General features: G+C 61.2%; 24 protein-coding genes. 13 read left to right on the forward strand and 11 right to left on the reverse strand.

Going from position 1 to position 21,865, the window contains the following annotated elements; translation table 11 throughout:
- Positions 1–115: 115 nt before the first annotated feature.
- Positions 116–1,435 (reverse strand): glycoside hydrolase family 1 protein, encoded by a 1,320-nt coding sequence (locus WBP06_RS20565; protein WP_395336755.1) that lies wholly within the window; start codon positions 1,433–1,435, stop codon positions 116–118.
- Positions 1,436–1,684: 249 nt separating this feature from the next.
- Here WBP06_RS20565 and WBP06_RS20570 point away from each other — a divergent pair, with 249 nt between their 5' ends.
- From WBP06_RS20570 to WBP06_RS20595, 6 genes are all read left to right on the forward strand, one after another.
- Positions 1,685–2,020: a hypothetical protein gene (locus WBP06_RS20570; protein ID WP_395336758.1), complete on the forward strand. Its 336-nt coding sequence runs from the start codon at positions 1,685–1,687 to the stop codon at positions 2,018–2,020.
- 856 nt (positions 2,021–2,876) lie between these two features.
- Entirely contained in the window at positions 2,877–3,467 is a 591-nt protein-coding gene (locus WBP06_RS20575; RefSeq protein ID WP_395336759.1) for an RNA polymerase sigma factor, read from the forward strand.
- A gap of 19 nt (positions 3,468–3,486) precedes the next feature.
- Positions 3,487–4,455, forward strand: coding sequence for a FecR family protein (locus WBP06_RS20580; protein ID WP_395336761.1), 969 nt, complete (start codon positions 3,487–3,489; stop codon positions 4,453–4,455).
- 132 nt (positions 4,456–4,587) lie between these two features.
- Complete coding sequence (locus WBP06_RS20585; protein WP_395336763.1) at positions 4,588–5,496, forward strand: HEPN domain-containing protein; 909 nt, start codon at positions 4,588–4,590, stop codon at positions 5,494–5,496.
- A gap of 232 nt (positions 5,497–5,728) precedes the next feature.
- Complete coding sequence (locus WBP06_RS20590) at positions 5,729–8,215, forward strand: TonB-dependent receptor domain-containing protein (protein ID WP_395337544.1); 2,487 nt, start codon at positions 5,729–5,731, stop codon at positions 8,213–8,215.
- A 5-nt stretch (positions 8,216–8,220) separates the two neighbouring features.
- Entirely contained in the window at positions 8,221–10,347 is a 2,127-nt protein-coding gene (locus WBP06_RS20595) for an Atxe2 family lasso peptide isopeptidase (protein WP_395336765.1), read from the forward strand.
- Here WBP06_RS20595 and WBP06_RS20600 read toward each other — a convergent pair.
- From WBP06_RS20600 to WBP06_RS20625, 6 genes are all read right to left on the reverse strand, one after another.
- Complete coding sequence (locus WBP06_RS20600) at positions 10,334–12,079, reverse strand: asparagine synthase-related protein (RefSeq protein ID WP_395336767.1); 1,746 nt, start codon at positions 12,077–12,079, stop codon at positions 10,334–10,336. The two genes, WBP06_RS20595 and WBP06_RS20600, sit on opposite strands and share 14 nt — an antisense overlap.
- Positions 12,076–12,747, reverse strand: coding sequence for a lasso peptide biosynthesis B2 protein (locus WBP06_RS20605; protein ID WP_395336769.1), 672 nt, complete (start codon positions 12,745–12,747; stop codon positions 12,076–12,078). The genes WBP06_RS20600 and WBP06_RS20605 overlap by 4 nt, the downstream gene beginning before the upstream one ends.
- Before the next feature lie 63 nt (positions 12,748–12,810).
- Positions 12,811–12,930 carry a benenodin family lasso peptide gene (locus WBP06_RS20610; protein ID WP_395336771.1) on the reverse strand — a complete coding sequence of 40 codons (120 nt, stop codon included), beginning with the start codon at positions 12,928–12,930 and terminating at the stop codon, positions 12,811–12,813.
- Positions 12,931–13,028: 98 nt separating this feature from the next.
- Complete coding sequence (locus WBP06_RS20615) at positions 13,029–13,628, reverse strand: GntR family transcriptional regulator (protein ID WP_395336773.1); 600 nt, start codon at positions 13,626–13,628, stop codon at positions 13,029–13,031.
- A 36-nt stretch (positions 13,629–13,664) separates the two neighbouring features.
- The gene (locus WBP06_RS20620; RefSeq protein WP_395336775.1) at positions 13,665–14,291 is read right to left on the reverse strand and encodes an acyl-homoserine-lactone synthase; all 627 of its coding nucleotides are present in this window, start codon (positions 14,289–14,291) and stop codon (positions 13,665–13,667) included.
- 54 nt (positions 14,292–14,345) lie between these two features.
- On the reverse strand, positions 14,346–15,119 hold the full coding sequence (locus tag WBP06_RS20625; protein ID WP_395336777.1) for an autoinducer binding domain-containing protein: 774 nt from the start codon (positions 15,117–15,119) through the stop codon (positions 14,346–14,348).
- Positions 15,120–15,325: 206 nt separating this feature from the next.
- Between WBP06_RS20625 and WBP06_RS20630 the strand changes: the two genes are divergently transcribed.
- The 3 genes from WBP06_RS20630 to WBP06_RS20640 all read left to right on the forward strand — a co-directional run bounded on the left by WBP06_RS20630 (position 15,326) and on the right by WBP06_RS20640 (position 16,588).
- Complete coding sequence (locus WBP06_RS20630) at positions 15,326–15,631, forward strand: transcriptional regulator domain-containing protein (protein WP_395336779.1); 306 nt, start codon at positions 15,326–15,328, stop codon at positions 15,629–15,631.
- A 184-nt stretch (positions 15,632–15,815) separates the two neighbouring features.
- A complete protein-coding gene (locus WBP06_RS20635; RefSeq protein WP_395336781.1) occupies positions 15,816–16,151 on the forward strand; it encodes a DNA -binding domain-containing protein in 336 nt (111 codons plus the stop codon).
- A 185-nt stretch (positions 16,152–16,336) separates the two neighbouring features.
- A complete protein-coding gene (locus WBP06_RS20640) occupies positions 16,337–16,588 on the forward strand; it encodes a hypothetical protein (RefSeq protein ID WP_395336783.1) in 252 nt (83 codons plus the stop codon).
- A 73-nt stretch (positions 16,589–16,661) separates the two neighbouring features.
- On the opposite strand, the gene WBP06_RS20645 is transcribed toward WBP06_RS20640, so the two are convergent.
- Positions 16,662–17,327: a heavy metal-binding domain-containing protein gene (locus WBP06_RS20645; RefSeq protein WP_395336785.1), complete on the reverse strand. Its 666-nt coding sequence runs from the start codon at positions 17,325–17,327 to the stop codon at positions 16,662–16,664.
- Between the two features lie 172 nt (positions 17,328–17,499).
- Between WBP06_RS20645 and tnpA the strand changes: the two genes are divergently transcribed.
- The 3 genes from tnpA to tnpC all read left to right on the forward strand — a co-directional run bounded on the left by tnpA (position 17,500) and on the right by tnpC (position 20,003).
- Positions 17,500–17,943, forward strand: a complete 444-nt coding sequence (gene tnpA / locus WBP06_RS20650) for an IS66-like element accessory protein TnpA (RefSeq protein ID WP_395335101.1) — start codon at positions 17,500–17,502, stop codon at positions 17,941–17,943.
- A complete protein-coding gene (gene tnpB / locus WBP06_RS20655) occupies positions 17,940–18,293 on the forward strand; it encodes an IS66 family insertion sequence element accessory protein TnpB (RefSeq protein WP_395335103.1) in 354 nt (117 codons plus the stop codon). Before tnpA ends, tnpB begins: the two co-directional genes overlap by 4 nt.
- Positions 18,294–18,422: 129 nt before the next feature.
- A complete protein-coding gene (gene tnpC / locus WBP06_RS20660) occupies positions 18,423–20,003 on the forward strand; it encodes an IS66 family transposase (protein WP_395337545.1) in 1,581 nt (526 codons plus the stop codon).
- A 30-nt stretch (positions 20,004–20,033) separates the two neighbouring features.
- On the opposite strand, the gene WBP06_RS20665 is transcribed toward tnpC, so the two are convergent.
- Entirely contained in the window at positions 20,034–20,561 is a 528-nt protein-coding gene (locus WBP06_RS20665; RefSeq protein WP_395335106.1) for a hypothetical protein, read from the reverse strand.
- 172 nt (positions 20,562–20,733) lie between these two features.
- On the opposite strand from WBP06_RS20665, the gene WBP06_RS20670 reads away from it, so the two are divergent.
- Complete coding sequence (locus WBP06_RS20670) at positions 20,734–20,925, forward strand: DUF6771 family protein (protein ID WP_395336787.1); 192 nt, start codon at positions 20,734–20,736, stop codon at positions 20,923–20,925.
- Positions 20,926–21,013: 88 nt separating this feature from the next.
- Here WBP06_RS20670 and WBP06_RS20675 read toward each other — a convergent pair whose 3' ends face one another.
- Both WBP06_RS20675 and WBP06_RS20680 read right to left on the reverse strand, forming a co-directional pair.
- Positions 21,014–21,322 (reverse strand): hypothetical protein, encoded by a 309-nt coding sequence (locus WBP06_RS20675; protein WP_395336789.1) that lies wholly within the window; start codon positions 21,320–21,322, stop codon positions 21,014–21,016.
- A 157-nt stretch (positions 21,323–21,479) separates the two neighbouring features.
- Positions 21,480–21,800 carry a hypothetical protein gene (locus WBP06_RS20680; protein ID WP_395336791.1) on the reverse strand — a complete coding sequence of 107 codons (321 nt, stop codon included), beginning with the start codon at positions 21,798–21,800 and terminating at the stop codon, positions 21,480–21,482.
- Between the last annotated feature and the right edge of the window lie 65 nt (positions 21,801–21,865).

Consider the following 21,865-nt stretch of genomic DNA (forward strand, 5'->3'; position numbering starts at 1 on the left):
TTTGGTGATCAACCGATACCGGCGTGCATGGATAATAGGCAATTTTGACGGCCAATTCCGGGCTTCCACTGTCAGATGGCGGTGGTCGGTCTACTACCTCGTTTCACTTCTGCGATTATTTCCACGCTCTTGCGCGTCGTCCCAGATGATATGCACTGGGCTTAGGTGTGCGCGCGAAGGTCTTCAAATCGACGGCAACCAGTCCGAACTTCGGCCAGTAGCCAAGCGACCATTCAAAGTTGTCGAGCAGTGTCCAGTGAATGTAGCCAAGCACAGGGACGCCTTCATCCATTGCAGACCGTAGGCCTGCGAGCGCGTCGTCGATGTAGCGGATTCGCTGACCATCATCGCTGGTCGCGATCCCGTTTTCTGAGACCAGCACTGGCTTGCGTGTGGCCTCGAATACGTAACGAACCGTATTTCCCAGGGCGGCGGGGTAATATTCAAGCGTTAGCATATTCCGCTCCGCCGAGGCAGGCGCGGGAATTAAGCCTTTTGGACCGACGAGGTCGCGACCGTAGTTCTGAACGCCCACGAAATCACAGGTTTCGGCCGCGGCCCGGAGCCATGCGCCATCAACGTATTCGCGAATCTCGTTGACCCGACTTCCATCGCCGATGCCCTGATAATCGACCACGGCGAGAGAGACGCCAACCGGGAGGGTGGGGGCAACGGCCTTGATTGCAGCATAACCTTGCTTGTGGGCATTGATGAGATTGGCCTGTACCGCATCGTCATCCGCAAGATGGAAGGCCATGTATTCGGGCGAACCGCTTGCGGTGCGCGCGGCTTCGCGCTGGCGATCGAGCGTGGCGCGACTGGCCGCCGAGTTAAGGCCGGCTATCCAGTGCTGAATGCGCCGCAGTTGGGGTTCATTAAGCGTCGTTGCCATGTGCATGCCGCTGGCCAGTTGCCGCGCAACACGGTCACAATAACGCGCGAAAAGGTCGACGGATCGCGGCTTTGTCCAGCCACCCAAAGCGGAAAACCATTGAGGGCAGGAAAAGTGATTGAACGTGACAACGGGGCGGACACCGTTCTTATCGCATGCTTCGATAACGCGCTTGTAGTAGTCCAGTTCGGCATTCGAGAATTGGCCCGGCGACGGCTCAATGCGGGACCATTCCACAGAGAAGCGGTAGGTGTCCAGCCCGAAGGACTTTAGCAGGCTGATGTCTTCTTCATACCGATGGTAGCTGTCGCACGCATCGCCCGATCGAGTACCGAAACGGGTGGGTTTGATGTTTTCGAGAAACCAAATGTCGGAGTTCGTATTGTTGCCTTCGATCTGGTGTCCCGCCGTGGCGGCCCCGAAAAGGAAGTCATTGCTGTATTTCCTGGCTCGACCCTGCGCGCTACGCGAGGGCAGTGCGGATGCGGCCAATACGGCGGCTCCGGCGCCTAGAAAATCTCTACGCTTCAAGGTGTCGTTCATCGAATTCTCGCCTATCCTAAAGCTGCACTGGCTGCAACTCTATGCGTTATAATGTCGCACAATGTCGAGGGCGCCGTTGGAATGCTCAACGCCGCCGTTCCGCCCGCGGGCTTTCGGATCGCAGGAATAGCTGTCCATTCCGACCTCAGTCAGAAGCTTCCTGACGATTGCAAACTCCGTGCGGCGATCACACGTGACGGTCCGGCGTAGTATGGAGGGAAGGAGCCGAGCTGAGCACAACTCCTTCCCATGATCGCAACCGAGCCACGGTTCGAATATCGCCAAAGCCCCGTAAACCGGCTCGTTCGTTCGACCAGCGTGGTGAGGTTAGCCGCGGAAGGTGACGAGATGGCCGTTCCAGTGGCCAATTGTGGCGCGCAGCGAGATTTCGAGCGGATGTTGCTTGATACCGTTGACCAGCGGGATGTGAACACTTCGATGCTTGCGGACACCGTGCAGTCAGGCGCATCCGTCCCGCAATTTGCTCTAGAATCCACCCGGGAACAGCAGTTCGAAGTGATAACACAAAGTATGTTAAATCTCAGGCGTCGGGGGCGGAGCGATGCTTCTCGTTCCGAGATTTGATGCCTCGTGCTATTTTCCTCGCCACGAGGGTTATTGTGTTGTCGCCTAGATTCTGTCTTTGACGACACCGTCTGAAGCTGCATGAAGCGGGCCCTGGGATAGCCGAATTGTGTGACAGAAGCAGCCGCGATGGTATTAGCCGAAATCTTCGCAGCCGTGCAGACCGGCCCAAAACCTTAGTCGGCATGCGGGGATCGTTAGATCGCAGTTGCGGGCCTATTGTCGTGGGGAATGGGCTTTTTTAAAATACGGCGTTGATTTCAATGCAAGGCAGCTCTTTTCGGCAGGAGCCGATCTGAACATATTTTAATGGGACTTCGGTCCAATGCTTTGTCATAAGCAACGGGATTGTGCCGGCAGTCGATGTTTAACGCGACGGAACCAATGGTTCGGCTTCCACTGGACGCGACAACAGTTGTCGCTTTTGTCGTGGCCGGCGAACTGGAACTGTCCGGGTGGCTGAAGCGCATGTCCAGGTTGATCATGACTAAAGGCCTCGGCCCATGGCTCAAGCCATCGGTAACCCTCACGCCCGGTCTTCTTTGCGTCTCATCTTTGTGGAAACGGCCACTTGCTTTGAGTGCGTTGATCCGTATTCTCTTGGCACGCCGCTATTCGGCGTGAAGGTGAACCAACCGCCTTTCAGGAAAAATCGCTCGGTGTACGCATCCGGGCCGCCGGCGTGAATGTCCAGGCCTCCGGGCTAAAGACGCCGGTAATCGATTCCAAGTGGTTGGTCCCGCTCGGCATTCGCCGAGCGGTCTCCGTCAGGAGAATAGCCCATGGTCATGGGCAAGATGAGCGCGCACGCCATGCGCGTAGTTCACGCCCTTCCTCAGGTAGGTGGGGTGCCAGCATGTGCCTGAAGATCGACGACGACCCTTCGGCTGTTCGAGTTCTTGACGAAGGTGATCCGCTGCCTCCGGAAGATCGCGTTCCGATCTGCAAAGGGGATTGGCTGGACCGACTTTATAGGTCGCACCGCGATAAGCTCGTACGGTTTGCCACTCGGCATATCCAGCGAGAACACGCTCCCGATATTGTGCAGCAACTTTTCGCCCGCTTGGCAGTCAGGCGAGACGGCAATCCATTGGCTGTCGAATTTCCCGATGCCTATTTGCGGCAAGCGACGATCAACCTGATCCGCACCGAAGCGCGCTATGGCCGACGTCGCTGTGTTAACCTGCACGTATGCTCCGATGACGTTCCGATCATGGGCGTCGACGGCGTCGCAGCTTCCGAGGCCCGCGACATTTTGGTCAGGTTGGAGGAAATCATGGCGGAGCTTGCGCCCCGAACCCGAGAGATCTTCCTCGCGCACCGCTTCGATGGCTTTACCTATGGAGAAATTGCGACGCGTACCGGTCTTAGCGTCAAGACCGTTGAAAAGCACATGAGCCGTGCGATCGGGCACGTAACCCGCCGCTTGAGCAATGACGGAGGATAAAAAAGGCCATGGGGACCGAATGAGTCTGGAGCAAGACGCAGATGACTGGTTCACTCGAATGCGCGGACCCGGTGCTATCGAGGCTCGCCCGCGGTTCGAAGCATGGTATGCAGTTCCCGCTCATGCCGAAGCCTACGAGGAACGGGTGAGGTCGTTCGACACCGTTATGTTCCTCGCCAGCACGGCAACGGTCAGGAACCGAAATCTGGGCGCCGCTCGGCCGTGGGTCTTCCAAACTGCGTTTCGGAAATACGCGGCCGCGACCATCGGGTTGATGTTGGCAGGGGCTATCGTCCTCATCGTTGCGGAACGTGGTTCCGGCAGCCCTCAATCGCTTTCCCGAATGGAAGTCGCATCGCTGGAGCAGGCGCCCAGACGGATATCGTTGCCAGACGGATCGACGGTGATCTTGGACAGAGGATCGCGGATGCAGGTTTCGTTCGATCGAAGCCAGCGCCGGCTGCGACTACTGGTCGGCAGGGCCCGCTTTTCGGTTGCACACGAGATCCGTCCATTCATCGTCGAGGCCGGAGCGGGGAGGATTATCGCCCATGGCACCCTGTTCGATGTCGAACTGACCCAGGCCAGTGTACGCGTCGCTCTGTTGCAGGGAGCGGTGGAAGTGCGCGAAGCCGGCGCGAGCCAAGGGCGCAAACGGCTTGAACTGGCTGCGGGGCAGGCAACGGCAATCGAGCAGGGATCAGTCGGCGAGCCCTCAAAGATAGCTGTCGCCCAAAGCCAATGGCCAAACGACATGCTGGTTCTTGACGGTGTGGAAATCGGTGCAGCCGTCGCAGAATTCAATCGAACCACTCCGGCGCCTGTCCTCTATGAAGTGCAGTCCACCAGGGTGATGAAAGTGACCGGGGCGTTCAGGCGGTCGGATCCCGAAGCCTTCGCGCGTCAGTTGGGCGCGACTTTCGGGCTTGGAGTGGAGGCGCGCGAGGATGGCAGCTTTGCGCTCGTAAATGGTCCGCGCTCGCAATAGTGAATTTGAATGCGGACAATTTCGCCCAGCTTGGCATGGCCGGCATGCCAGGTGGAGTGGCCGGCACGACATCGGCCCGAGGCGTAATGAAAGTGTTGTCCTGCCCCTCAACTCGTCTAGAATCAGCGGATTATGAAGACCGATCTCGATCACCTGCCCGAAGAGAAGCGTGCGGACCTCAAGCGCGTGGTGGAGATCGTCTTTGCCGAGTTCGCGGATGTCCTGGCGCTCGCAACGCAAGGATGGAAAAAGCAGGGACGGATCATGAAAGTGATCCTCTACGGCTCTTATGCGCGCGGCGACTGGGTCGCCGATCAGGTCGGTGGCTATTTTTCGGACTATGATATCCTCGTCGTCGTCAACGACGAGCGCCTGGCAGACGAGGCGGAGTACTGGGGCAAGGCAAAAGACCACCTGAACCGCGCCTACGACATCACGCACGTTATCTCGGCGCCGGTTGGCCTCACCGTGCATTCGATGGCGGACGCGAACTTCCAGTTATCGCGCGGCAGGCCGTTCTTTGTCGACGTCGTGCGCGAGGGCGTCGTTCTCTACGAACTGGAAGCCCCGCAGTTTGAATTACCCAAGCCGCTGGATACCGGATTGGCCCATATCGAGGCTGAGAACCACTTCAACCAGTGGTTTGAGGGCGCCAGCCGCTTCCTTGCATTCGGTAAAATGGGTGTGCAGCAAGGCTGGAACAACCAATCCGCTTTCCTGCTCCATCAGGCGACGGAGAACTTCTACCATACCGTGCTTTTGGTACTGAAGCTCTACAGCCCGAAGTCGCATAACCTGAAGTATTTGCGCGGTCGGGCAGAAGACATCGCCCGCGATCTGATCCCGATCTGGCCCCGCGACACCAAGTTCGGGAACCGGTGTTGGGAGCTGCTCTATCAGGCCTACGTCAAAGGCAGATATTCTCCGCATTATGTCATCCGGGATATCGAACTCGAGTGGCTCGTCGAGCGGATCGAACTGCTCGAGGCGGAAGTAAAAGCGATTTGCGAGAACCGCCTGGGTAAGTCGGGCGGCAAGTAGCAGGCCCTCATAACAGATGTCGCGGCGGGCGGGCTTGCTGCCGCGACGGTGAAAAGCGCGGATTTGCGCCCTGTTAGGCAGTCGGGAAAAATATTTGCGCGCAGCGTAGGGTGTTTTTTCAAAGACGTTGATCCGTCTCCGAAAGGTCCCGCTGAGAGCGGGCCTCGGGGACGGAGGTTCATAAGTGCGATACCAACTACTGGCGTGCTGCAGCTTGGCTGCCGCCGCGACGATGATCTGTGCGCCGGCTTCAGCCAAGGATGAGGCCAGGATTGCCGTGCACCTCCCGGCGCAGCCGGTTTCCGCATCGCTGCGCGACATCGGGAGGATATTCGGCCGCAATGTCGGTGCCGATGACGCGTTGGTCCGGGACCGGATGGCGGCTCCGGTCGATGGCAATCTGACTTTCGAGGAGGCGGTCGCGGCGGCGCTGTCCGGCACCGGATTGAAATTCAGCCCTTCCGCTGGCGGGGTTGTCGTCAGCAAACGGACGCAGGGTGATGCCGATGAGGGCGGCATCGTCGTGACCGGCTCGCGCATTCGAGGCGCACCGGTCGCCTCGACCCGGCTGACCTACGGCCGCGAAGAGATGCGGAATGCGGGTCAGGCCAGCGCGGCCGACGTCATCCGCGCCATCCCGCAGAACTTTTCGGGCGGCCAGAATCCCGGGGTCGGAGCCAATGTCACGGGCGGCAAGAGCGTCGACATGGGAGGCGGCTCATCGATCAACTTGCGCGGGCTCGGCAGCGACGCCACGCTGACGCTGCTCGACGGTCGCCGCCTCAGCTTCGACGCGGCGATTCAGAGCGTCGATGTTTCCGCCATTCCCTTCGGTGCGATCGAGCGCATCGACGTCGTTCCCGACGGCTCTTCGGCTCTGTTCGGATCGGATGCCGTAGCGGGCGTCGCCAATATCATTCTTCGCCGGAAATTCGATGGGCTCGAAACGACGGCGCGGATCGGCAGCTCGACCGACGGAGGCTATTTCCAGCAGCAGTACGGCGCAACGCTTGGTAAGGTGTGGTCCTCCGGCAGTGCTCTCGTTTCTGCCGAATATGGAAGCAATTCCGGTATCTGGTCGAGCCAGCGCTCCTATCTCGAGGATCGCACGCCGGGCGTCGAGGTCTACCCCTCCATGCGCCATCATAACGCCGCTGTTACGGTCAGGCAGGAGCTGGCACCCGGCCTGACCCTTGATCTCGATGGTATCTACAACAAGCGCCGCCGCGAACAGACCCTACCGCTCAACGCCGCGGGCGATCTGTCGGTAAGCCGATACGACTCGTTCCAGCGGACCGAATCCTGGGCGGTCGCACCATCGCTGACCTTCGATCTACCCGCCAACTGGCAGGTCTCGCTGGCCGGCAGCTATGGCTGGAATAAGGTCTATTACAGCGTTGACACCACTTACGGCGCGGTGGCGACGAATGCCGGTTACGGCTTTTATCGCAACGAGACCGCAAACGTGGAACTGAGCGGCAACGGCAAGCTCATCGATCTGCCGGCCGGTGCGGCCAAGATCGCCGGCGGCGGTGGATTCCGCCGCGACATGTTCAATCGGCAGACCTACCGCGGCCTCACGGAATTTGTCGATCAGGCGAGGGACAGCCTCTACGCCTTCGGCGAGCTCAGCGTGCCGGTGATCTCACCGGACCAGGAATCTGCGCTCGGCAAGAGCCTCGATCTCAGCATGGCGGCGCGCTACGAGCACTATTCGAATGTGGGGTCGGTGACGACGCCCAAGTTCGGGCTCATCTACGCGCCGGTTTCCGATGTCACGCTCAAGGCAAGCTGGGGCAAGTCATTCCGCGCACCGACCTTCTACGAACAGTACATGCCGATGCCTGGCTATCTCTACAATGCGACGACGTTCGGGGGCACGACGGGTACGGTCATCTATGTCGTCGGCGGCAATCCGGAATTGAAGCCGGAACGATCGACCAACTGGTCGGCGACCATGGCATTCCATCCGGCAGCGCTGGCAGGCGCCGAACTCGAGGTCAGCTATTTCAACATCCACTACCGGGACCGCATTGTCACGCCGATGGCCTATCCCCGTCAGGCCCTGACCAATCCGGCTTACGCGGACTACGTCACTCTCGATCCCGACGAAGCCACCCAGAATTCGGTGATCGATCGGATGGTGTCGTTCACCAACCTGACGACCACCGCCTACGATCCGAGCAGCGTGGTCGCGATCGTCGACAACTCCAACATCAACGCCGGGCGGCAGAACATCTACGGCATCGACGTGCTTGGTCGTTACAGCTTCGACCTTGCCAATGGACGTCTGAGCGCCGGGCTCAACGGCAGCTATCTCCACAGCGAACAACAGCTGCAATCGGGACAGTCATTCACGCAGCTGGCGGGGACCCTGTTCAATCCGCCGCATTTCCGGGGCCGGGGAGAGCTCGGCTGGGCCAAGGGCGGTGTGACCCTCACTGCCGCAATGAACTACATCGGTTCGGTTGAGGACAAGCGCGCGGCAGTCCCGGTGAAAGTCGGCAGCATGATGCCGGTCGACTTCACGGTAAGATACCGGACGGGTGAGGAAGGCGGCCTGCTTGGCGGCATCGATGTGATTTTCTCGCTGCAGAACGCGTTCAATGACAAGCCGGATACGATCGCCACGACATCGTTCACAGACACAGCCTACGACAGTACCAACTACTCGCCGTTCGGCCGCGTCGTCAGCCTGTCGGTGACCAAGAAATGGTAAGGACGATGGTCAGCCTGCTCGCGATTGCGGTCGCGTGCATGGGAGCGCAGCCTGCCATTGCTGCCTGTGACAACGTGTTGCCAGAGCAGGGCATGGCAGCCGCGCAGGAGCGCCGCGATATAACTCCAGCGGATCTGGTGCGACTGCGGGACATTGGTTTCCCGGACGTCGTTTCCGGTAAGGTCAGTCCTTTCGCGTTTTCGCCGGACGGGCGCCTCATAGCTTTCGTGGTCACACGCGCGGAGCCTACCGACAATACGATCTGCAGCGCGCTTGTGGTCGCGCCGCTGGATGGCAAATCTGTCGAGGGAAAGGGGAGGGCGCGTGTCCTGGATATCGGCGGTGCGCTTCCCTTCTCGAGAGGCGTCTATCGTGGCCTTTTCATCAAATCCGGTATCTCCGCGCTGATAACACCGGCTTGGTCGCCCGACGGCAAGAGCATCGCCTACCGCAAGAACGTCGGCGGCGTCGTGCAGGTTTATCGGGTCAACGTGGACGGCAGCGGAGGCGGCGCCGCCACACGTTCCGAGACGGAAATCGAAGATTTCTCCTGGTCGCCCGACGGGTCGCAAGTAACTTACCTCGCGAGACCAGGAGAGCTCGAGTCTAGACGCCGGACGGAGGAGGCTGGTCGCTCCGGGTGGCTCTATGACTCGAGCGTACTCCCCAACGAATCCCTGGATCCGCGGGCCTGGGTCGAGGACATTCCTCTCAAGGCGTTCACCGTCGATCTTGCGACGGGAGCGGCGAGGGCAGCAACCGAGGATGAACGCCTGCGCGTCGTCCCGGCGCCTCCGACCGGGACGTTCTATGAACTGGGAACCCGCTCCTCTGACGGCGCGGAGGCGTTGACCAAACGCTTGAATGTCAATCCGGACGCTGACCAGCGTCTCTGGGTCAGGCTTGCCGGTAACAGGGAAAAGGCGTGCACTCACGCGGAGTGCACCGGCCGGATTGTTCAGGCGTGGTGGGATGCGGCCGGCAATTCGCTTGTTTTCCTGCGAAGGCAGGGATGGAACCGGGAGGAATGGGCACTCTACCGATGGGCCCCGGGAAGCGACAAGCTGTCCCTCATCGTTCGCACTTTCGATGCCCTCACCGGTTGCATTCGCGCGGGGGAGCAACTCGTATGCGGCCGCGAGAACTCGATCACACCCAGACGGGTTGTCGTCATCGACCTTGTGTCGGGACGTAGCCGGACGATCTTCGATCCCAATCCGGAATTCAACCAATTCAGGCTGGGCAAGGTCCGGCGATTGCGCTGGACCAACGATCGTGGTCTGGGGGCTTGGGGCGATCTTGTGCTCCCGCCGGGATACGATGGGAAGTCGCGTCTGCCTCTGGTCATCACGCAGTACCACAGCCAGGGCTTTTTGCGGGGCGGGACGGGTGACGACTATCCGGTCTTCCCGCTCGCCGCCAAGGGCTTCGCTGTCCTGAGCTTCGAGCGGCCGCCGACCGTTTCATCGATCACTCCCGGCGTGGCCGACTGGGATGAGGCCCTGGCGGTGCAGTTCAAGGACTGGGCCGAGCGGCGGAGCCTTTTCTCCTCGCTGGATCGCGGTATCGACACGGCTATCGCGACGGGCTTCGTCGATCCTGGGCGCATTGGCATCACTGGGCTCAGCGACGGCGCTTCGACGGTCGAGTTCGCGCTCGTCAATTCACGGCGCTTTGCGGCGGCAGCCATGAGCACTTGCTGCGACGACATGCTCAGCTCCATGGTGCTCGGCGGCTTCGCGTGGGGCGAGCACAACATCAAGATCGGGCTGCCGCCTTCGGTCGATAACGATCGCGACTATTGGCGTCCGGTCTCGTTTTCGGTGAACGCGCGCAAGATCGACACCCCCATTCTCATGCAGCTCGCCGACCGCGAAACCCTCCTTGCTCTTCCTGCGTTCGGGGCGCTGCGAGAGGCCGGCAAGCCGACCGAGATGTTCGTCTATCCTGACGAATACCACGACAAATGGCAGCCGGCGCATCGCCTTGCAGTGTACCAGCGCGGCATCGACTGGTTTTCGTATTGGCTTCAGGGGACACGCGATCCCGATCCGGCGAAGCAGGACCAATATGCCCGGTGGGATGGGCTTCGCGCGCTGCGAGACAAGGCGCTCGCCGTTAATTTGCCATGATACCTCGCGCCCAGGTTTCTGCGTCCAACAGATGCAGGATCCTGCCGTAGGTGGTTCCCGTAAGGCGCTCTGTGTCCCTGAGCGCCCTGGCGAGCGCGGTCGTGTCAATGACGCCCGCGCTCGCCAGAATGCCGTCCAGGAGGTGATCGGTGATGGCGGCTCTGTTTCGCTCGAGTAGTGAAAACAGGAAGCTTTCGGGATTACCCTTCCCCCGGCGCCATGCGATTTCCGGGGGCAGGAGGGTTTCGAACGCCGTCCTTGCCGCGGCGCGATTGTTGCCGCGGGCAAACCAGTGCCAGCTGGGAATGGCGAGGCACAGCTCGATCAGGGGCTGGGTAACCAGGGGAGCGATACAGTTCGGCTTCGTCCCATGCGGGCCATCTTCCACATAGCCTTGCGCCGCGATGAGGATTGCGATGTGCGCGCCGCGTCCGGGCAGTGCGAATTCGGGAGGCGGCAACCACGGATGCGTAGCGGCTTTGGAGGCGAGCGGATGCGCGTCCGCCGCGAGCAGGCGGGTGTCAACTTGCAGCTTATAGGGGCGTGCGCCCTGCCACGCGCGCCGCCGTGCCTTCCAGCTCACCCGCCAGCGCGCCGCGCCGGCGAGATGGGCGATGTCGTCGCGGACCTGCCGAAAACGATGGATGCCGTCGGGATCGATGAGGCAATCGGCGGCGAATGCGGCGGAGCGCAGCGAGCAGAACACATTGTCGCCGCCGCCGCCATCGACGACGCCATCACATCCCAATTCTTCCGCGACCCCAGATGCCGTCTCGAAAACCAGCTGCTGGTATCCTCGGGCTACGGGCCGGGGCGTGCGTACGGCGCCGATGCGCGCAAAGTCGTATTCCGCGACCGCCATGGCCCGCTCCTCGAGCGGACGTTTGACGTGCTGTGCGACGCGGTGTGCAAACGTCCTCTCATCACCTGCATGGTCCCGGGTCGCCAGATTGAGGCACGAGAAAGTGCGGTCCTTTGCGGCAAGGGTTGCGGCAAGGATTGAGGAATCGAGGCCCCCGGACAGCATCAGCAGTGGGTGGGAAAGGTGCGATGTCGTGGCCGCGACCGAGGCAATGCATTGTTGGCGCAGCCGGCGAACCGCATCCTCTGCATTGTCGATGGTTCTCCTGGCCGTGACGAAGGTCCAGGGTGACCACACATTCTCAAGGCGGATCCCGGCAGACTCGACGAGCAGCCGGGATCCGCCCCGGAGTTCCCCGATCCCGAAGAGCGACGTCGTCGCAAGGCGCATGTCGCCAAGGACCAGCTGCCGCGTGATCTCTTCGAAATCGAGGGTGAATGGGATGCCGCTTGCGGACCGGACGAGGTCGATGTCGGACGCGGCAATGGTGCCGGGACCCTTGCGCTGAAACAGGCAAGGCAGGCGGCCGAAAGGTGCCCGAACCAGAGACGTGCCGTTCGGAGTGCGTAGAATGCCGACGTAGGCGCCCCAGAATGTCTCGAACAAACGCGTTCCTCCGGATTTCAGGATCGCGCGGCGTGCGTCTTCAGACAGCGAGCTCAGGCGGTTATCGTAGCCGGACTGATAAACCGGCCCGATGACGAGGCCGTCGTTATCCAGCCGAAGGGTTGCGGCCGGATCGTTGCACGCGACGATCACCCCCGGTGTCTCGTATGCGACCGCGAGCTCGTTCTGGCTTGCAGCAGCCAGCAGCTCGGCGCGGTCGGTTTCGGAAAGGCCGATCCCGGCGAGAAACCGATCGTTCTTCATACGACGAGGATCGGCGTGAACACGTCCGTCCTTTCTCGGTGTTCGTTGATCAGGGTTCCGCCCACCTGCACCCAGGCGTGGGCAGCGAACGGAGTGAGCCGGACTCCGAGGATCAACAGCGGGGTGATCCCGACCGAGAGCAGCCGATGCGCGATTGCAAGAGACCAGGGCAGGCATCTGCCATGCGTATCGATAATCCCGGAGGCCCTTGCAAAAGACCCGGCGACCCGGATGAGCTTCCGCTCTTGAGCAGTGTCAGCAGCAGGCATCGCGTGCGGCTTTCGGATGGATGCCTTTCTATCGATCAGATGCTGGATCGTCGCGGCAAGCCCCCGCAGTCTCAGCTCCGTTCGGCTTCTCAAAATCCAGCCGATAGCGGCCATCCCGTCCAGCGCCGCCAGGTTCCTTGCCTCGCCGCAGAGTTCGCCGGTGACCGTGGGGACGACGCACCGCGTAATTTCGTTGGCGCTTGCATTGCCGATCAGCAGGTTTCCGGATTGCAGCCCGTTAGAAGTCGAACCGCTCGGTGTCCGCCCCTCGATGAGGTCCCGAAAATCAGCCTCGCGGCGAGGTGAAAGGCAGAAATACCGATCCGAAGGCAGATCGAGGAAAACAAGCCTGTCCCCGACAACGCAGAAGGACAGGCCGCCGGGCAGTGTATAGGCCATGGCGATGTTCCGACAGTAGAGGAAAGACAAAGGGATGCGCGATGTATCGCGCATCCCCATTGCTCAGTCGTCGGAGAGGCCGGCGACATCCTGGCCGATGCCCACATCGGGGTTCTTGCCCCCGAGGCCCTGGGTCTCGGTGCTGGCAGTGCCCAGTTCGATCACGTCGTCATTTCGTTCCATGACAGTTTCCTCGTTAATCGCCGCGACATTGCGGCAGCGAGGATTTTATGGCGTCGATAAGAATATATGAAATTTATATTGAAAATATATAACGAATGTTATTTGTGCTTGTTGATGTTTTGAAACGCCGTGATTATTAATTTTGGAACGATCGTCAATCTCTCCTTGTGATACTCTTGTATGAGCAATTTGGTGGACCCTGGGCTTTGCTCTAGCGAAGCGGCGATAGCCCGAATCTCGTCGATGCCGTTCTCGATGACCGCCGATTCGATCTGGCGGATGTAGGCAAGTCGGGAATTGGCCGAAGCGACCTGCACGACGATCTCGGCGCTGCGCGAACGCGCCGCGATGTACGAGAACAGATCGGCTGCATCCATCGGTTCGGTATGGTTGCCGGTGGGCGTGGGGGATCCGCGGCTCATGCGAAGCGCCATACGCACGAGTTCGTCGTTCCAGCGGTAGAGATCGCGCAGGCCGATCTCGTTGACGGCGGGGACATGAAAGCCCTCGCTGGAGCGCGTCTCGACAAGCCGCTCTCCTGCGAGCCGGTGCAGGGCATCGCGGATCGGCGTTGCGCTGCTGGCGAATTCCAGGGCCAGTCTCGCAGGCTCCAGCCGCGCTCCCGGCTTAAAAGTGCCGTTGGCGAGGGCCCGCTTCAGCCTGTCGTAGACCCGTTCCGCGGTGGTGCCGGCGTTCATGAAAGCAGCCTCCGGCCTGCCTTGTGGGGAAAAGGCTCAGTGAACATGATTGGTCTCACCACATGGTGCGCGCGCCGGGGCAGGCGCGCAGACGCCGCCGCGTTCGAGCAGGGTTGGCGTATCCTCCTCGATCTCGATGAGCATGGCGCTGAGGGTCTTGCCGTCCACGGCTTTGGGCACGCCAAGTGGACGACATCTCCAGCCGAACGTGAGGATCTGGCGCAGCCAGGAGAGGTCGGCCACGCCGGTGTACCGCTCGATGCCGTTGGCGAGAGCGAAGGCGACAAGCGCGTGCACAAGTTCGTTTTTCGCTTCGCGCCTCTCGGCCGCGGTAGAACGACGTTCGAGGCAGAACCGAGTGATTTCCATCGTAGTCGGGCCGCGTGGGATTGCCTCGTCGCACAGCGCGGGAAACAGCGTATCGAGGATATGCGGCTGGGTCGTCGGCAGCAGGCGGGCCGAGGCGCGGTGAGCGCCATGCTGGTCGGACAGCACGATGTACATGGCCGCCTCGTTGTCGAACTGGTCGAGTTCGAACCGCTCGGCAAGAGGTGGCAGGTCCCAGCGAAGCAGGTCGATGAAGACGCGCTTTCGTGCCTCGAACATGTTTCGAAGCACGAGGTGCTCGTTTGCGGCAGGGGTGTTGGACAGGCAGTGGATCATGGCGAACCTCCTTTGAAAAGGTTCGCAAATCTGCCTTCGGGAATAGAACCAGGTCTATTCACGGTTCCGTGTATAGGAGCCGGCCGGAACTTCTGGAAAACTGATCACTCCGTTCCGACACGCGAGGAAAGCCAGCAATGGTCTGTTCAGCGCTCCGAGCTTTATGCAGGCGTCGTTGACATGGCGCCGAACTGTCGCTTCGCTGATACCGAGGATTTGCCCGGTGTCCCGATCGCTCTTGCCGGCCATCATCCAGATCAGGCACTCGCGCTGGCGTTTGGTGAGTGGGGCGGACTCGATGCATTCCATGACTTCGGCGAGGCCGACCAGCCGGCGCGCTGCCGCGAAAACTTCCGGCGCGACGAGCCTGGCGAGAATGAGGCCGTCCTCGTCGAGCGGCCGGCCCGGCGCCGTCGCGAAAGTGCACGATCCGAGAAATTCTCCAGGGACATTCGAGGGAATTGTGAATCCGTCGTAGAGGCCGTGCTGTCTAGCCAGATCGAGGAAGCGCTCGTCGTAGGCACTGTATTCCACGAGTTCGTGAGCCTCCCGCCAAAGGAACGGGTTCTGCGTTCTTCCGGATGCGCGGTGCACGAAATCCCGGCCGACGAAGCCGTTGCGGTCGTAGAAGTCGATCCACTCTGCGGGATAGTTCAGCAGGCGGAAGGCCTGCGGCTTGCCGGTGACCCAGTCGATGTGATGACCTATCGCATAGTAGTCGCAGCCGACCGCCTGGGTGATCTGGTTGAGGGCAAGATCAAGGTCGGCGAGATCTTTGGTTGCCCGCACCAGTTCCCTGAATTTTTCATATGCAGTTTTGACGCCCATACGCTGACACGGCTCTTCGCGGCGTCTCAAGCCGCCAGGACGCGTCGAGCCGTCCTTTCCGCTTACAGGCGAAATCGCTTCGGGCCCTCATTCCCTTGTCGATCCGCGTTTCTACGTAGTTCGCCTACTACCCATAGGCCGCTATGCGGCAATGTGATCTGTGTCACACAACTGTCATTATTGTCCCGGTTGTCGGATCTTGCCGTATGACCGATGGCAGGACGTTCATCGACTGGCGGAATTCGGCCGGTTATCGGGAGCTGGCAAGCCTCGACCGCGCCGCCCTGATGTGGGAATGGCTGCGCCGCGATCCCGGTTATGCGCAGTGGTATGCGCAGGCGAGCGAAGCGACGCGAGGGGGATGGGACGGGGAGGCAGCCCTAAAATGGGGACTGCACTTTCGCCGAGGACCCCGCAGTCGGTGCCTGCGGGGCAAATCTTATCTGGAGTTCCCGGCTCGATCCCGGGGCGCTCGAGGTCGATGCCTGCGCTGCGCGATCTGGCGATCCTGACACCATCGATCCAGCGTGGTTTGGCCCTTGGCTGAGACTTGTCGAGGGGCCTGACGGCCTTGAGCACGCCGTGCTTGCCGATGGGCGCCGGCGCATTCGTCTCGATGTTCTGGCCGGATCGCTGAGGAAAGGGCCGGTCGTGCTTCACTACCGTCTGGCAGGGACGCATTCCGCGGAGCCGAGAATGCTGCCGCTTCGCCGGTTACTGGCGCTCTGCAGTCACAAGCGCTTTATCGCTTCGCTGTTTCCGCCGGATCCGAGGATGAGACGCTGGATCGATGCGCTTAGAGTACACGATGCGCTTGTCGGCGGCGCCAGTATCACCACCATCACGGCAGAGCTGTTCGGGGCCGAATTACTCGATCTCGATACCAGGCGGGGTTCGGCTTCCCTGAAATCCAGGACCCGCCGCCTGATCCGCGAAGCGCGGTCGATGGCGGCGGGCGGATATCGTTTGCTTATGCGTCGGGGACAATCCGGAGCCTGGGCAAATCGATGGGGTGAACTCAGCCCGCCTTGATGCCCAGCTTGCGCCTGGATTTCAAAAGATTTGGGCAGGTTTTTGCAACTTCGAACCGGTACGAATACGGACTGGGAGGAATCCATCGGTTCCACGCGTGATCGATCTCACGGTTGCTCACGATGCGAATCGCCTATGCCGCGCCTTGCGGATGCGCGTCTCCTGATCGAACTACGAGGATCCCCATGAACCTGGACATGTTGCTTGCCACGGCAGTGGTTATGGCTGGCACGTCGATGCGCCTGATCGCGACCTGCACCGGTGGCCATGCCGAGGCCCATCGCCTTGCGAACGACGATGCGATCGCCGCTGCCCGCGAATTGCGCCGTCTTGCCGACGTCATCGAACGCCTGTCCGAGCGGTCGCGTCTGTCGACCGATGTGACTGTCGACATGCGGCTTTTCGCCGATCGGCTCGTTGCCGCATCGCTCCATTGAGGAAATGCAGCGCCGATCGGCGCCGCATTGCTGAAGTGAAACTCGGCCAGCCCCGGCACGGTTCACGGCGGCTTCAATCCGCTGTGAAATCGCCCGCCAGCCAGCGCGAGATTTCCTGCGCGCGGCCCAGTCTTGCTTCGAACTGGGCGAACCGTTCGAGCACGTCCGCATCGATGATCGCATCGAGGTTGCGGATGACGACCGCGGTGCCCTGCATGTTGACGGTGGCGGCATTGTTCGCCGTCGTGCCGTAGTCGACATCGACGCCGACGATGCAGTTCGCGCCCATTGCGACGGCCTTGGTGACGAGGATCGAGCGGGCTGTCGCCTCGCCGCTATTGACCTTGAGCGCCATGCCCGAGCTCACATTGGTTGCGCCGAACATGTCGGAAAATCCCTGGCTGAGTTCGCTGAACATGCCCGTGCCGACCGTGACGTTGGCGGTCACCATCGACTTGATCCGGCAGTCAGCTCCCGGCGGAACCTGCGAGATCGTCATCATCGGAAAGTCGACGACATTGGCCGTCATGTAGTCCTGGCATTGCTGCCGCTCGGCCTTAAGGCCCAGGATCGCCGCCTCGTAGTCGCGCTTTCCGCACTTCTCGCAGAAATCGGTGTACTGGGTGCCGGATACGAAGTTGAGGGTCTCGACTTGCTTGGGGCCGTAGCGCCGGTTTGGACCCTTGAGGATCCCGCCGTCGGTGATTTCCGCGCCGCAATTCCCGCACGTGTCGCTCATTTTATTCCCCCGTATTGCCAAGGGGATCGTCCATGTCGCGGGCGCCTGGGTATCGCAAGGGGCTTGCTATATGTTCGTAAGCGCTCGGTCTGGGCCGTGTTGCGTCGATAGTGCCCGGTCGCGATGAGCTTTCCATCAGGAGTGTCCTTCGGCACTGCGTAAGGAGAGTGCGTTGGACAGGATCGAGGTCATCACGGGTGTTGAGCGGCAGCGGCGATACTCGGACAAGGAACGAGCGGCGATCCTGGCGAAGTGTGATGAGCCCGGCGCGACAATCGTGGGGGTTGCGAAGCTGCTGGGGATTTCACCGAGCCTGATCCACGGTTGGAGGCGGATGCGGCGGGAGGCAGAGAAGATTGCCAGCGAACCGGTCCAGTTCATTTCCTATGGCACTGTGCCCGAAGGCACCGGTAGCCCTGTGGCTCCGCCGTTATCGACACCTCCTCCATCGCCCCTGACGCCGACACCTGCGGAAGAACTTGTTCGCCCCTATCCAGGTGCCCGGCCCGGTTCGATAGACATCGACCTGCCCGGGGGCACGCGCCTTTCAGTGGACAGCTATGTCAACGAGAAGGCGCTGGCACGCGTGCTGCGTGCGTTGCGGGATGTCTCATGATCTCGCTGGCGCCGGGGACGAAGATTTATCTCGCGAGCAAGCCGGTCAGCATGCGGCTCGGCTTCGATGGCCTGGCAGCGCTGGTACGGCCGCTGTTTGCGGTCGAGCCTTACGGCGGTCACGTCTTCCTGTTCCGCAGCAAGAGCGGCAATTACCTGAAGGCGCTGCACTGGGACGGCACGGGCCTGTGCCTTTTCGCCAAGCGCCTGGAGCGGCATCGTTTCGTCTGGCCGCCGTTGCTGGAGGGCGGTGTCGTGCTGACTCCGGCGCAGTTCGCGTTGCTGATCGAGGCGATGGATTGGCGGCGCACGGTGGCGCCTGAACCACCGCGCCTGCCGGTGCAGATTTGAGGCAACAATCGGAGTAATTCTGGGCTTTTTACTAGGGGCGGTGAAGCGATTCTGCTAGGGAGAAGCGTGTCTCCCGGCGATCTCGAACTCCCTACCGATCCGGCTGAACTGCGCGCGATTTTCGAAGCGATGCAAGCGCGCCTGGCTGCCTCGGAACAGGCGCTCGAAGCCGAGCGGGCCGCCCATGATGAGACCCGCGAACAGCTTGAGACGGCCCACAACTCGATCAAGCTGACCGCACTGCAGATCGAGAAGCTCAAGGTCCAGCTTGCCCGTCTTCGGCGCATGAAGTTCGGCCAGTCCTCTGAACGGCTTGCCTCGCAGGCCGATCAGCTCGAACTGACGCTGGAGGATCTGGAAGCCGAACAGGCCCATACCGAGTGCGTGATCGAGGGCAATGTGCCCGAGGATGCGCCGGGCAAGGCTCCGGCCCGCAAGCCGCGCCGCGCGCCACTGCCAGAACACCTGCCCCGCGATGAGGTGGTCCACGCCGCCCCCGATGCCGGTGATTGCTCCGTCTGCGGCGGCACGATGGGCAAGCTCGGCGAGGACGTGACCGAAGTGCTGGAGTATGTCCCCGGCCGTTTCCGCGTCGTGCGCCATGTCCGCCCCAAGCTTTCCTGCAATCGCTGCGATGCGATCAGTCAGGCGCCAGCTCCCGCACTTCCCGTGCCGCGCGGCCGTGCTGGCCCCGGCCTGCTCGCCCATGTCGTCGTCTCCAAGTTCGCCGACCACCTGCCGCTCTACCGCCAGTCACAGATATATGCCCGAGAGGGCTTGGAGATCAGCCGTTCGACCATGGCCGACTGGCTGGGCCAGGTAAGCTGGCTGTTGCAGCCGCTGGTTGACCGGATCGCCGATCACGTCATGGCCAGCCCCAAGCTCCATGCCGACGACACGCCCGTTCCGGTCCTGGCGCCGGGCACCGGCAAAACGCAGACCGGACGATTATGGGTCTATCTGCGCGACAACCGGCGATGGAGCCCGCTCGACAAACCGGCGGCGCTGTTTCACTATAGTCCCGATCGCAAGGGCGAGCGCCCGCGCGAGCACCTCGCGACCTTCGCAGGATTCCTGCAGGCCGACGCCTATGCCGGTTTCGAGAAGCTCTACGCACCCGATCGCAAGCCGAGGGCGATTACGCCTGTCGCCTGCTGGGCGCATGCCCGGCGCAAGCTGAACGATGTCTACAAGGCGGATCCGAACTCGGCCGCGTTCCAAGGCCTGCAGATGATCGCCGAGCTTTACAACGTCGAGCGGCAGATCGTGCGTGAACCAGCGGATTTCCGCCGCAAGGCTCGCAAGCTCTCGAAGCTCAAGGCACTGGATTTCTTCGTCTGGGCCGACGAGGTGCTGTCCAGGGCTTCAGCCCGGTCACCGCTGGCCGAGGCGCTGCGCTATGCCGTGAAGCTGAAGTCGCAACTGCTTGCCTATACCGAGGACGGAAGGCTGGAGATCGACAACAATCCGGCGGAGAATGCCCTGAGGAGCATAGCCATAGGCCGCAAAAATTGGTTGTTCGCTGGAGCCGACTGCGGCGGGGAGCGCGCCGCCGCCATGTATTCGCTGCTGGAGACGGCCAAGCTCAACGGCGTCAATCCGCAGGAATGGCTTGCCGACGTGCTTGACCGCATCGGCAAGGGCCATCCCATCAACCGGATCGATGAACTGTTGCCTTGGGCGTGGAAGGCAACGGATCGAGTCACTTGAGATGAGGCCGCCAATTATCCGGTGACGGACCTAATGGTGGTTCATGGTCTGATCGTTGCCGCATGCAATTTCCAGCATCGTTACGCCGTCTCCAGTTTGAGTAACTGGCGTCCAATCTTGACCTGATGGGACAAGTTTGGGGTCGTGCAAATCCGTCACGATATAGGTGTCGACGAGCATCATCCGCCTAGCGCAATCGAAGTGTTCGCGTCGCTTTATAACGGGTTCCATCCTCAACTCGGTGTCGACGGATGCAACGTCGCCATGCCGCTGCGTTGAGGAGAGATCGATAAAGCGCGGCCCCTGATCTGTTTCAGACAGACGACGCCAGCGCGCCACCGATCCTAACGACGTGGTCAGGCACTCATAGTCCTCCGCGAGCAAGCCAGATCGGCCAGGAATCAGCTTATACTCGTTATTGCATCGCGCACCGGCAACATTCTCGGCATCAGAACGCGCGTCCCACTCAACAAATCTTTTCGCGTAGCGATCGGCGGGATGGCTGCATCCGCTGATCGCCATAAGCATCAACAATAAAATCGCAGGCCGCATTTCCACTGCTTGCCTCCGATCCAATCAACAGCGCAACGAAAATCGTGGCTCCGGGATGACCTCTCAGCAACTCCCCACACTGAACGCCCGTTGTCTTCCGGAACGAAACCCAAAAGCATGTTCCATTCGCGGAGACCGGACGCTTACATATGTTCTTTGTTTGTTCCATATTGGAGCCATGGATAGAATCGACCCTCAGCAGCTATCGGATGCCATCCTGAGCGCGCCGGCCTGGGCGCGGGTCGGTATCACGATGCGCGATGAGCGCATGCGGGAGAAGGCGGCCGCCGAACTCGCCCAGTCGATCGTGGAGCGGCTCACCGATTATCCCGCCATTCCGGATCCCGATCAGTTCAGGCTGTTTCCTTGATGCCCCCTTGATCAGACTTGCGCCTGGTTGGGAGCTGTGGTCGTTCGATGGGCGCTCGGTTCTCCGGTCGGCGTCTTCAGGTCAGCGATTAACGCTTCGGCTTTGCCGAAAGCGCCGAGAGCGCAAGATCGGCCCGGGCGATCTGCGTCAGCAGCGACCAGGAAAGCACCGGGGGCTCCAGCAGGAACTGGATGTCGCGGTAGAGTTGCCTGGTCGATGCGATCGACAGCCAGCGCAACTTGCCCGGCGCATGCGGCGACGCCACGATCCTTGCCCTTGCGATAAGGTCGGTGAGGTGTGCGCGAACGCCGGGTTCGATCGAAGCCAGGCCGACCGCCTCGGCAATTGCATTGATAGTCTCGCACTGCCTTCGCAGTGCCTCCCGCCTGTCCAGCATTGAATCCCCCCGTGTCCCCTGCCGTCTTATAGGAAACAGGCGAGCGGATGCGGCCCTGCTATAAGGTCGATCAGACTTTTGGATGAGGGCGCCGCGATATGAGAACACCGGTGGATCGGCGGGTGTTGTTGCTGTGCGTGGCCCGCGCTGCTCTGCGTCAATCGTTCTCGGCAATCAGGATCGGCCACCATTGGCCTTCGTCTTCGTAGGCTGCTTCCGCCCAGCCTTCGGTCAGATAACCGTCGCTGAAATGGGTGGGCTCGCCTTCGCTCGTCCTGTCGCTGGTTTCCTTCTCGACCTCGTGTAGCACCACCGCGCCCCCGAATACGAAACCGCCGGACGGAAGCGGTTTGAACTCGCAGACACCCGGATCGCAGACTTCTTCGACCAGGGCGACAAGCTCACCGGCGGCACAGGCAAAGATGCCGACCGACACCTTGTTGTGCTTCACGCGAACGATCCAGGCTGTGGCGGACACTCGTTTGCTCCGTTCGAAGAAGGTAGGGACGGCGGCAGCCGGGGGTGGATTGGCTGCTCGCCGCT

The organism is Novosphingobium mississippiense, assembly GCF_044029535.1.
In the GTDB taxonomy this organism is placed as follows: domain Bacteria; phylum Pseudomonadota; class Alphaproteobacteria; order Sphingomonadales; family Sphingomonadaceae; genus Novosphingobium.